Source organism: Portibacter marinus, assembly GCF_021533195.1.
Lineage (GTDB): Bacteria > Bacteroidota > Bacteroidia > Chitinophagales > Saprospiraceae > Portibacter > Portibacter marinus.
Map to the genome: position 1 here is coordinate 1 of NZ_JAJNKB010000014.1, position 12485 is coordinate 12485.

General features: G+C 39.0%; 8 protein-coding genes. 4 read left to right on the top strand and 4 right to left on the bottom strand.

Annotated elements, in window-relative coordinates; translation table 11 throughout:
* The coding region (locus tag L2567_RS19820) for a T9SS type A sorting domain-containing protein (protein ID WP_235299601.1) at positions 1–2259 on the top strand (2259 nt) is incomplete at its 5' end.
* A gap of 137 nt (positions 2260–2396) precedes the next feature.
* On the opposite strand, the gene L2567_RS19825 is transcribed toward L2567_RS19820, so the two are convergent.
* The 4 genes from L2567_RS19825 to L2567_RS19840 form a co-directional block, all read right to left on the bottom strand.
* Entirely contained in the window at positions 2397–4499 is a 2103-nt protein-coding gene (locus L2567_RS19825) for a Tex family protein (RefSeq protein ID WP_235299602.1), read from the bottom strand.
* 213 nt (positions 4500–4712) lie between these two features.
* Positions 4713–6326 (bottom strand): M28 family peptidase, encoded by a 1614-nt coding sequence (locus L2567_RS19830; protein ID WP_235299603.1) that lies wholly within the window; start codon positions 6324–6326, stop codon positions 4713–4715.
* A gap of 68 nt (positions 6327–6394) precedes the next feature.
* A complete protein-coding gene (gene rpiB / locus L2567_RS19835) occupies positions 6395–6826 on the bottom strand; it encodes a ribose 5-phosphate isomerase B (protein WP_235299604.1) in 432 nt (143 codons plus the stop codon).
* 373 nt (positions 6827–7199) lie between these two features.
* Positions 7200–10235 (bottom strand): glycosyltransferase family 117 protein, encoded by a 3036-nt coding sequence (locus tag L2567_RS19840; RefSeq protein ID WP_235299605.1) that lies wholly within the window; start codon positions 10233–10235, stop codon positions 7200–7202.
* 217 nt (positions 10236–10452) lie between these two features.
* Here L2567_RS19840 and L2567_RS19845 point away from each other — a divergent pair, with 217 nt between their 5' ends.
* The 3 genes from L2567_RS19845 to L2567_RS19855 are packed head-to-tail and all read left to right on the top strand — an operon-like array spanning position 10453 to position 12357.
* A complete protein-coding gene (locus L2567_RS19845) occupies positions 10453–11058 on the top strand; it encodes a hypothetical protein (RefSeq protein ID WP_235299606.1) in 606 nt (201 codons plus the stop codon).
* Positions 11055–11576: an LVIVD repeat-containing protein gene (locus L2567_RS19850; protein ID WP_235299607.1), complete on the top strand. Its 522-nt coding sequence runs from the start codon at positions 11055–11057 to the stop codon at positions 11574–11576. The genes L2567_RS19845 and L2567_RS19850 overlap by 4 nt, the downstream gene beginning before the upstream one ends.
* A 10-nt stretch (positions 11577–11586) precedes the next feature.
* Positions 11587–12357: an LVIVD repeat-containing protein gene (locus tag L2567_RS19855; RefSeq protein ID WP_235299608.1), complete on the top strand. Its 771-nt coding sequence runs from the start codon at positions 11587–11589 to the stop codon at positions 12355–12357.
* Positions 12358–12485: the final 128 nt, after the last annotated feature.

The window sequence follows — 12485 nt, forward strand, 5'->3', positions numbered from 1 at the left end:
AATACTTCTTCAGTAAGTCAGACGATCATTGTAGAAGATAAAACAGCTCCAGTCGCACCAGCGGCTCCTGCTGATCTCACTTTGGACTGTGCTGCAGATCTACCGCCGCCTGTTAATCTCACTGCAAGCGACAATTGTGATGGTGACATTACTGTGTCACCAACTGCTCAAATAATACCGGGAAGTTGCCTGAATAATTTTACCATGTTTCGTACCTGGACATTTACAGACACTTGTGGCAATACTTCAGCGGTAAGTCAGACGATCATTGTAGAAGATAAAACAGCTCCAGTCGCACCAGCGGCTCCTGCTGATCTCACTTTGGACTGTGCTGCAGATCTACCGCCGCCTGTTAATCTCACTGCAACCGACAATTGTGATGGTGACATTACTGTGTCACCAACTGCTCTAATATTACCGGGAAGTTGCCTGAATGATTTTACTATGTTTCGTACCTGGACATTTACGGACACTTGTGGTAATGCTTCGTCAGTGAGCCAAAAAATAGTTGTACTGGATGATGCAGCTCCAGTCGCACCAGCAGCTCCTGCTGACCTCATTTTGGAATGTGGTAATGATGTGCCTCCGCCAGTGAATCTCACTGCAATCGATTATTGTGATGGTGACATTACTGTGTCACCAACTGCTCAAATAATACCGGGAAGTTGCCTGAATGATTTTACCATGGTCCGTACCTGGACATTTACAGACACCTGTGGCAATACTTCCTCAGTAAGTCAGACTATTATTGTAGAAGATAATACAGCTCCAGTCCCACCAGCGGCTCCTGCAGGCCTGATTTTGGACTGTGCTGACGAGGTCCCACCACCCATAAATCTCACTGCAATCGATTATTGTGATGGTGAAATCACTGTCTCGCCGACTGTCCAGATTACAGCAGGAACAAGTCCTAATGCTTACAGTGAATTGAGAACTTGGACATTTGTTGATACGTGTGGGAATGTAGCTAATGTGACACAACTTATTGACGTAGGAGATAGTTCTGCACCTAATATTCCTATTTTAGATGATATTACAGCGGAATGCGAATTATCTTCTTTAACTGCACCAGAGGCGCTGGACAATTGTGCAGGTTTAATTACTGGAACCACCAACGTATCTCTACCGATTTCAGATCTTGGATTAACAGTGATCAACTGGGAATTTGATGATGGAAATGGAAACACATCTATTGGGACGCAGAATGTGATCGTTTACGATTTATCACCACCTGAGATGAGCGAAATTATTATACCGTTGGATCCAATCCAATTAGGAACGAGCATAAATGCCTCAAGTTCTTATACTGACAATTGTGATAAAAATGACCATAGTGGAACATGGTTTTGGGGAGATGCCTCAGGAAGCTCTTCTCCGGCCAACATAGATCAAAATTTGAATACGATTACAGGGTCCCACACCTATTCGGAACCAGGCGTTTATATTATTTCTCTTTATCTTACAGATGCCTCTGGAAATAGCAGTGAATTAGCAGCAACCACATATGCTGTCATTTATGATCCAAATGGAGGATTTGTAACCGGAGGAGGTTGGATTGAATCCCCTATGGGTGCTTATAGACCCGATGTCAATATTTATGGTAAGGCTAATTTTGGATTTATATCTAAATTTAAAAAAGGAGCAAATGTTCCAGATGGCAATTCTACCTTTCATTTGAATGCAGCGAATTTTAATTTTAAAAGTACGGTTTATGACTGGTTGGTGATTGCTGGTGCGAATGCTAAATTCAAAGGAGAAGGTCAAGTCAACGGTGAAGGAAATTATGGTTTCATGATTACTGGTATTGATTCTGACATAAATGAACCTAGTGAAGCGGATAAATTTAGAATTAAGATATGGGACATGGATAATGGCGATTTTGTCATATACGATAACCAGTTCGGTGAGGATGATGAATCTTACCAGACCCAGGATATAGGAGGTGGTTCGATAACGGTCCACAAGTCAGCGAAAGGAAGATCAGCTCAATTAGATGATCATGCAGCCCGCCCAACCATGACATTATTTCCAAATCCAGCACGAGAAAGGATTACTATCAAAGTCGAAGGAGGTACTCAAAATCAAAAAGTTAAGATCTTGGATCAGCTCGGTAAAGTAGTATGGATGGGTTACGCAAAAAGCAACAATCAAGATTCAGAAATTACGATAAATACTGGAGATTTTGCAGCAGGTATATATTTTACAACCATAAATGTGGCTAATTACCAAATTGTAAATAAGTTCGTGATCATAAAGTGATGACGTAATTTCTTATGAAATAATGGGTCGTATTTTCTCGAAATACGGCCCTTTTTTATAGCCGAATAATTTTAAAAGTGTCAAAAAGTGAAACTTGTTTATAATCTAAATAGTTAAACTTTCACATATTCAACTGCTTAATTGACATCTAGCATACTCACACTTATTCTTTTTCTCTTCAAGTCCACATCGGTCACTTTAACCTCGACACTTTGTTGAATGGATAAAACTTCTGCAGGATCAGAAATAAACCGATCGGTGATTTGGGAAATATGCAAGAGGGCAGATTCTTTAATTCCAATGTCAATGAATGCACCAAACTTAGTCAAATTGGTAACTTGACCTTGAAGTATCTGGCCAATTCTAAGATCAGAGATTGTTTCTAGTCCTTCTTGGAAGTCAATTTGTTTGGCTTTTGACCTTGGGTCTAATCCGGGTTTCTTCAATTCATTCACAATATCATATACTGTTGGAAGTCCTACGGCACTATTAACAAATTGGCTTAAATCTATACTTTCAATAAGTCTAACATTACCTACTAAAGCCGATAATTCAGTTCGTAAGGTTTTTATGATATTCTCTACAACTGAATAGGACTCCGGATGAACTCCTGTATTGTCCAACGGATTCACCCCATCTTTAATTCGAATAAATCCTGCACATTGTTCGAAAGCTTTTACACCAAGTCTAGGAACTTCTTTTAGCTGTTCAATATTGGTAAATTTTCCAATCTCACTGCGATAGTCTACTATATTTTGTGCAAGTCCAGGCCCCAAACCTGAAACATAACTCAGCAAATGCTTACTGGCTGTATTCAGATTGATTCCTACTTTATTGACACATGCTTCCACTGTTTCAGTCAAACTTTCTTTCAATAGTTTCTGGTTAACATCATGCTGATATTGGCCAACCCCAATGGATTTAGGGTCAATTTTTACCAATTCAGCTAATGGATCCATCAATCTCCGTCCAATACTCACTGCACCCCTGACGGTGAGGTCTTCATTCGGAAATTCCTCTCTGGCAATTTCAGAGGCAGAGTAAATGGATGCACCATCCTCATTGACCAAATAGATTTCAACCTTAGGTAGATTTAATTTTTTCAACCATAGGAAAGTCTCACGTCCAGCAGTACCATTTCCTACAGCAATGGCTTCCGTTTCAAATTTTGATATTAGTGTGTAAACTTCATCTTCTGCCTTCTGTACATGATTTTGTGGAGGATGAGGGTAAATCGTTGTGCTTTTCTGTAAATCTCCCTTTTCATCTAGACAGACCACCTTACAACCAGTTCTAAATCCCGGATCAATGCCCATTACTTTCTTGGCTCCCAAAGGTGGACTAAGGAGCAAATCCGCAGCATTCCGCGCGAAAACCTTAATTGCTTCTTTGTCCGCTGCATCTTTGGCATCTTTCAAGGCTTCGTTTCTGATGGAAGGAAGAATGAGTCTTTTTAAGCTATCTTCAATTGCACTTATGATATAGGACTGTGCATCTGTTTGTCGTTTTATGTAGTATCGATTGAGCCTGCTTTGAGCTTCATCAATGTCAATGTCTACCTTGGATCTTAACATTCCTTCATTCTCTCCACGCAAAATGGCAAGTAAGCGATGTGAAGGCGTTTTCTTTAACAAACCGTTATAATCGAAGTAATCTCTATATTTTGAAGCTTCCTCTTTCTTATTTTTAATGACCTTGCTGGTAATTATCGCTTTTCTGTTGAAAATAGAACGGACGATATCTCTGACAGCTGGATTTTCACTGATCCATTCAGAGATGATGTGCCCTGCCCCTTCCAATGCCTCATCGGGATCACCAAACCTCTTAGCCTGAGATCGAATATTATCTGTTCGCTGGGCCATTATGATTTTAGCAAGCCCTTCATATCCTGCCTTTCTGGCAATTGCAGCTTTGGTCTGTTGCTTTCTCTTAAAAGGAAGATAAAGATCTTCCAATGTTTTGTCATTCCAGGTATCTTGAATGCGTTTCTTTAATTCAGCGGTGAGTTGGCCTTGTTCTTCGATAGACTTGAGGATGGCCTCTTTTCGTTTGAGGAGGTCTTGTACGTTTCTCAATTCTTGTTGAATGGTGCTGATTTGAACCTCGTCAAGGGAGCCGGTAGCTTCCTTTCTGTATCTTGCAATGAATGGTATGGTGGCTCCGTCGTCAAGAAGTTCGACCGTTTTAAAGACTTTGGATTGGGGCAGACCAGTTCGTTGAGCTACTAAGTTTTTAATCATAGGGTGAAGATATTTAAATAACTGGTCAAGAATTAAAAATGATAGGAGATTTGAGAATGGGATGTGTGCTGAAATTGCAGGATTGAAAGGCTTATATCTAATTACCTGGCAAATGGAATTTGGCAGTCCCAAGACAGTGTTTAAGACTCCGATAATTACAATAAAATACGATCACAGCTAGCGAACTACATCTTTCAGTCCTTGCATTCCTATTTACGCTTTACCATTGGTAATTCTTAGGTCTGCATCCTGATTAGACAACCTCCAAGCCAATTGAAAAATATGTCGCGCTACCTGCGTCATTTTATCAAAATTGATTTTCTCGACTGTATCTGTAGTCTTGTGATAGTCCTCATGCACACCATTGAAGAAAAAGATAGAAGGAATCCCATTTTTAGCAAAATTATAATGATCCGATCTGTAGTAAAATCTGTTAGGATCTTCTTCGGAATTATAGGTATAATCCAAAGTCAATTGGGTATAAAGTTGATTCACTTCCTCATTGACATTGTGAAGATCCTGGCTGATTCTGTCTGAGCCTATCACGTAAATATAATTGGGATAGTCTTCATATTTCTCATCTACTCTTCCCACCATATCGATATTAATATCTGCAATGGTTTTTTCGAGCGGAAAAACCGGATATTCAGTATAATATTCAGAACCTAGAAGCCCCTTTTCTTCCCCTGTTAACCATAGAAAAAGGATGCTTCTCCTAGGACCATTGCCATTTTCTTTAGCAATTTGAAAGGCCTCTGCCAACTCCAGAACTGTTGTACTTCCCGAGCCATTATCATCAGCACCATTGAAAACATCATCGCCTCTCATTCCAACATGATCATAGTGAGCAGATACGATCAAGACTTCATCTTTTTTATCTGTTCCTTCAATGTAGGCCAATATATTATTACCAGCTAATTCGTAATCGCTTCGCTTTTGCACCAATTCCATATCCGTCTTAAGTTTCACACGCTTAAACTTACCTTTCGCAATCCGCTTTCTAGCTCTAAGCATTTTTTTCTCTTTATTTCCAATAATCTCCTTAGCAATATTAGAAGAGATGTAAATTGAATTAGCCTTTTTAGTCTGACTGTCTTCTTGTTGGCCAATGATTACTGTTGGGCCCAATAACTTACTCCTATTTTCTGCCAACATCTTCTGAATATCCTTGGTAATGATCAATACCACCTTCGCGCCCTTCTCATATGCCAATTCCAATTTTTTATCAGGATACTGTGACCACTCTGACTCTCCTGTATCGCCGCTGATTAAATATTTGCCGTCCTCATCCATAGGTTCACCTTCATTAATCATGATGACTTTTCCTTCTATGTCCGCTCTTTTATAATCTGTATATTTTGGATCATCTATTCCATAACCCATGAAAATCACTTCATCAACATCGATTTTTCCTAAGTCCATATTTTGATCCGGAAAGGCTAAGAAATCCCATAAATGCTTAAATCTACTTTCTCCTACATGAATAGAAATCTCGTCCCAACTGATCCATTTAAAATCAACTTTTTGGAAGTAGCTATCTCCTTGCAAAGGTTCAATTCCCATTCTTTCTAATTCACCAGCGATGTATGCAGATGCCAGATCGTTACCTGGTGTTCCTGTTTCTCTTCCCTGAAATTCATCTGAAGCCAGAATGGTAAGATGCTTGATCAGATCTTCCTTTGTAATGGTCATACTAGTCGTATACGCAGGATCCTTCTCATCCATTATTTTTTGGATCGAGGTATCTGGTGTTGTGACACTCTCTATAAATTGAGCTTGAACTAGGCCAAATACGAGTAGCAATATTATTGTGAGTTTCTCTTTCATTGTTATTACATTAAATTGTACTTATAGCAAAACTTCCATATTTGAGTATTTCTCTTTTATGTCAATGGTTAGTGAGCCGGAATTTTATTGACTCTTCTCTCGTGTCGACCACCTTCAAATTCTGAGGTTAAAAAGGCTTTAACCATGTTTTTGGCCATTTTGAAACTCACGAATCTAACTGGAACCGCAATTGCATTGGCATTATTGTGTTGACGGGCCAACTCTGCCAGCTCTACTTTCCAACAGACCGCTGCCCTGATGTGCTGATGTTTATTAGCGGTAATGGCGACACCATTGCCACTACCACATAAAATAACGGCCAGGTCATGTTTCTTTTGAGCCAATTCATTGGACAATGGGTGAATATAGTCCGGATAATCAACAGATTGATCAGAGTTGGTGCCAAAGTCTTTGACTTCATGGCCCATTTTTTGAAGCATTTTAATAAGTGGTGCTTTGTAGGGAAAACCTGCATGGTCGCCACCAATTGCTATTTTCATTTTTTATATATTTTAATCTTCGAGGCCAATTGCAGATCGAAGAATTTTCTATCTGTAAAGCTTGCAAATGTATTTGGAAGTACGGTAATAAATGGTGATCAAAATTTAATCAAATCTTGCAAAGAGAGCCTGAAAGCCCAAAATCATTCGAAATCTGCTATCTGATAGCTTGAAAATAGAATTTAAAAGTCCCGTCGTGAATCTAATGCAAGTTTATCATCAAACTAATACTAGACTAAAACTGCTATCTGATAGCTTGCAATTTCAAAAGGCAGTTTAAAGCCTTATCTAACAGCTTGCAAATAAAATTTGCAAGTCCCAAAGCAGTCCCAAAAAAAATACCAAAGCACCTTCTAGCTATAGCTTTATTCAATTAATTAGCCAATCCGCTCAAATTCCAGTTGCCAACAAGGTTTCTCATCTCTGTCGCAAAGTTCGGATCTCCCAGCTTATCTACATCCTGCAAGATTTGATTTGCAGCCTTCAGTGCCAGAACATATTCTCTCCTAAAACTACCATCTCTGGTCTCCTCATCCAAAGTGTCAAAAAATGCAAGTCGTTCAGCAGATACTTCAGCTAAAATCCTCATATGTTTCTTAGCTTTCTCCATCTCTCCAGCCCTAAAATAAATCTGGATGAAAGGATAAACATTGTCATCATAAGGAAAATTCATGTTTGGAAATCCTTCAAAATACTTATCTGCTAATGCAACGGCCTTAGATCTATCATATTTAGCCATTTCTTCAGCACCCCGTCTGATCGTCATTTGCATCGCCTGAATTTCTGCACCATAGCTATTATCAATAAACAACTTCTTATTATCAAAATTACCCCATCGCCATTTGTTCATAACATTATCATACAATGCTTCCGTATTAACGCGACCGCTTCCGTATATGCCTATGTTCCTATCCGAAGTGGTTTTAAAAGGAACTACTCTGAAAGCAAGACCTTCCAATTGGGTATAGTCATTGATGCCCATCAACTTCTCATTCTTACAAGTGACCGCAAAATAGATTGGTCGTTCCCAAATATTAGAAGCAATCACATCCAAAATCGCTATCTCATCCTTTCTCAGCGACTGCTTGCCATCTGCAAATACAAATGGTATAGATGGTACAATTGCCGATGAATCATTTGGCACAGTCATGCCCATCCTGGCTACTGCTTCCCTATTGGTTGGTAAAACCAGGTGTTTGGAAGGCACATAACCTTTAATACGATCATTCACACCTTGAGGCCTGGCATCGCTACTCATCAATTTAAGTGCTGAATATATATTAACGGGATTTTTGTTATCAGGAGGAATGAAATACAATTGGTTCCTTTGCGATCCTCGATAAGCTTCTTCTGTAATAGTTAGGTTTAAAGCAGGGGATTCATTTACTTTCGACCTGAGTTTATTGATATACCAATCTACGGCAATTAAACTTAAGTTAACCACCCGTACATCAGTTCTGATTTCCTCGACTTCCTGAGCATACCACAGGGGATAAGTATCATTATCTCCATAAGTGAAAATGATGGCATTCTCTTCTAATGAATTTAGAAAATTAGAGGCATAATCTCTGGAAGCATAATGATCTTTTCTACCTAAATCATCAAAGTTCTCTGTTACCATCAGCAATGGTGCCACAAGAACCAAAGCCCCTGCAACAGCTGCCGCTGGAATACCCTTGAATTTATATCTTTCGAATCCAAGATAAATGGCATTGACCGCCATACCTATCCAGATACAATAACTAAATATAGATCCCGCTAAAACATAGTCTCGTTCTCTGGGCTCATTTGGAGGTTGATTCGAATAAATTACAATTCCGATACCTGTTATTAAAAATAACATAAAGAGTGCCGTAAAATCCTTCGGCCTCCTTTTGGCATGGAAAAAGAGTCCTATTAAACCAAAGAGAAAAGGCAACATGTAATAATTATTGTTGGCCAGACTTTCCATGCTCTCAGGCAAATCATCCATATCATAATTCAACTTGGCATCATCTACAAAACCTATTCCTGATACCCAATGACCGGCACTTTTATCCCATGGAAAATATCCCTGATCTCCATTCTGTCTTCCAGCAAAGTTCCACATAAAGTATCGGCCATACATCCACCCCAATTGATATTGGAATAGAAACTTCAGATTATACGCCATACCAGGTGTCCCTGTGTCCTGTCCCCACCACATGCGATGGAGCTGAGATCTCCCTGGGTCGTTATGACCTATCCTTGGAAACAAAATCTTATCTTCTTGATTATACACATACTCATACTTCTCATCGACGTATTCGTATTTGTCTCCCACTCTTCCATATCTTTTTTCAATCTCAACGTCTTGAGGTTGAGCATCAAAATGTGGCCCGTAAAGCAAAGCTCTTTCACCATATTGCTCCCTATTAAGATAGGGGAGTAATCTTACAGCATCACTAGGAACATTCATATTGACAGGAGTATCCGCATTGGCTCTGATCACAATTACTCCAATGGTACTAAATCCTATAGTAACTAGTGTAAGCGCTACCAAACCCATTTGAAGAAGATACTTTCCTTTAGTATGAGCATGTCTGAGCCCTATGTAAACCAAGGCACCTAATAATATTAAGGTGATGGCCAGACCTGAGTGAAATGGCAGACCCAAACCATTGACAGCAAAAATTTCAAAATTCTTCCACAGCGTAGGAATCCCTACAATGATCAATTTTTGAATAATACCCACGGCGACCATCCCAGCAGCGACGGCTAAAATTCCTCCACCGATTGAATGCTTTTTATATTTCTTGAAATAGTATAAAAGTGCAATTGCTGGAAGCGTCAGAATACTTAAAAGGTGAACTCCTGTAGATAAACCCACAGCATAAAGTGCAAATAACAACCATCTGTCTGAACGCTCGTCATCGGGAAGCGCATACCATTTAACTGCCGACCAAAAGGTCAATGCAGTAAAAAAAGTAGACATAGCATATACCTCACCTTCTACCGCAGAAAACCAAATGGAGGTCGCAAAGGCACTTGCAAGTCCTGCAACCACTCCGGAAAGTGCATTCGCAATACTTGCACCACCAGTCAATTCTCCTTCTCTTCCTACCATCGCTAATTTTCCAAAAATCATGGTAATCCAGGCTACAAACATCGCCATAAATGCAGAGCATATACCTGACATCAAATTGACAGCGAATGCGATGTCTGAAAGTTTGGAAGAAAAAATTTCTCCAAAAAAGGCAAACACTCTTCCTACAATCATAAACAGTGGTGCTCCTGGAGGGTGCACTACCTGTAATTTATAGGCGCCTAAGATAAATTCGCCGCAATCCCATAAACTACCCGTTCTCTCGGCTGAAAAAAAGTAAACTATAGCATTGATGGCAAAAACACTCCAACCTGCGATGTTTATTAGTTTTTTATTTGATAGCATATTAGTCTAAAATTGAACCACAAAAGTAATAAAATTGCTAAGATTACTCTTTTTTAACATGTGTCATAATGAGAATCACGTATTCAACGCAATAATTGTGTGTTCTTTGTATTCTTTGTCTATGAAAATCAATAAATTGTAGAATATAAGGTCCAAATCATGTAATGGCTCAAGGAATAAGCAGCGATATGGGTTCTTAAATCATTATTAATAAACCATGGTTAAATTTTTATCGACTCTTTTTTTAATTTTCCTGGGATGGAGCACTAGTGCACAAGAGGTCATGGTATTTCCAAAGTGGAGAATTGGAGTTACACCTACTGCATTGGTCAATCTATATCCTGGCCTTCAAATGAGTATTGATAAAAGACTGAATGAGCGAATTAATTTGACTTGCGAAACAGCCTATCTTTTTACATCAATTGAAGAACAGCAAGGCATACGAATACGACCCGGCGTAGAGATTTTCCTGGCCAGAAGTAGCTGGGTCTCTTATGTTTGCGGTGTTAATTTAACCCATCGGTTTACCAGGGGACAAGTGGTAAGACCTACCATTGCAACAAATGGTGAGTTTAATTTTCTCAATTATAGAAAATTAGAAACGATGCTGACAGGGATGAATCTATCTAATCAGTTGCTATTTAAACTCAACTCAAGAACCTATCTGGAAGCAGGTGGTGGCATTGGTATAGGTAGATTGACCACTGAACTAAAGGGTGATGAGACAGAGTTTTTTACGGTCAATAGAATGTTGGCCCGTTCTACCACACCTCATCCGATAGTATATGCACATTTGAACATTTCATACGCTCTGGGGAGATGAGGCTAGCAATCATTTTCATACTAGTTTTTCTACTGGGTTGCAGAGATCAGGAATTTAAAGCACTGGCCTACGTTCCCACTTACTTTGATGCACTTGATTTTAGCTCAATAAGAACTCTGCCACCCCAACCCATCGTTCAGCAAGGAACGATTGTCCAATCCGGCAATTATTTGTTTGTTAACGATAAGAAACGAGGTATTCATGTTATTGATAATACTGTGCCCGGCAATCCTTCCTATATTTATTTCTGGAATATTCCCGGTAATCAGACATTTAATTTTAGGGACGGCTTCCTTTATGCTGATAATGGGCCTCATATGCTTGTAATTAACATCTCAGATTTTGGAAATATCAAATTTGAAATGTATATTGAAGGAGTTTTCTTTAAAAATATGAAGGAGCAGTTTCCGGAATTTGCGACATCAGGTGAATTTTTTGTGTGTCCAGACCCCGAAAAAGGCTTGGTGAAGTCGTGGAATAAGGAAATCGTAGAAAACCCAAATTGTGAAAAAATCTAAAATAATTACTATGAAATTGACACATCTCTTATTTGCCAGCGCTCTTTTTCTGCTTATTTCTTGTGAAGTAGACCTGGGCATCTCCACTATCGCACCCTCTGATACCAATACACAGGGATCATACGCGAATATGATTGTTCTAGACAACCTCATGTATGTCATTACAAAAGAAGATTTACAAACTTATTCATTAGAAAATCCTGAAAACCCTGAATTGATCGATGAGCAATTTCTTGGTTTTAATATAGAATCATTGCTTCATTATAAAGGAAACTTATTTGTGGGTTCACCTCAGGCCATGTATATCTATGAAATTGATACAGAAGGAATTCCGAGAAACTCCAGCATCACTGATTATACCGGTTTCGGAGCAGATTTTTGTCAGCGCGACCCGATTGCTGTAAATGACGAAACAGCATTTGCAAGTTTGTCTTCCATACAAATTGGGCAGTGCCGTGAAGTAGATCGAAATGAAATCAGAGTATTTAATATTGAGAATATCAATCATCCCAAGCACATCAATACTGTACAGATGGAATCTCCAAGAGGAATTACTCTTGATGGTGACCTACTTTTCATTTGCGAAGCCAACAATGGTTTGAAAGTGATGGATGTCAGTGATCCTACTCATTTCATTGAACTATATCATTTTGAGGGTTTTAAAGCCTATGATGTGATTGCCAATGATGGTCTACTTGTTGTAGTGGGTCCTGAAAAGATCTATGAGTACGATTATTCAGATATCAACGATATGAGATACTTGTCTCAGCTGGATTTTTAGGCCAATAGTATTACTATAATTTACATGGTTTACAATAGCTTACCGATAGACAATATGTCTTTCTCTAAATTCAATTTGTATTAAGCTAATTTTACTGGTGATATCCACATAGGCAAAACACTGCTTAA

Bases quoted from the DNA above. Each gene is read 5' to 3' on its own strand.
- L2567_RS19840 (WP_235299605.1), bottom strand. From the start codon at position 10,235: ATGCTATCAAATAAAAAACTAATAAACATCGCAGGTTGGAGTGTTTTT.
- L2567_RS19825 (WP_235299602.1), bottom strand. From the start codon at position 4,499: ATGATTAAAAACTTAGTAGCTCAACGAACTGGTCTGCCCCAATCCAAA.
- L2567_RS19850 (WP_235299607.1), top strand. From the start codon at position 11,055: ATGAGGCTAGCAATCATTTTCATACTAGTTTTTCTACTGGGTTGCAGA.
- L2567_RS19830 (WP_235299603.1), bottom strand. From the start codon at position 6,326: ATGAAAGAGAAACTCACAATAATATTGCTACTCGTATTTGGCCTAGTT.
- rpiB (WP_235299604.1), bottom strand. From the start codon at position 6,826: ATGAAAATAGCAATTGGTGGCGACCATGCAGGTTTTCCCTACAAAGCA.
- L2567_RS19855 (WP_235299608.1), top strand. From the start codon at position 11,587: ATGAAATTGACACATCTCTTATTTGCCAGCGCTCTTTTTCTGCTTATT.
- L2567_RS19845 (WP_235299606.1), top strand. From the start codon at position 10,453: ATGGTTAAATTTTTATCGACTCTTTTTTTAATTTTCCTGGGATGGAGC.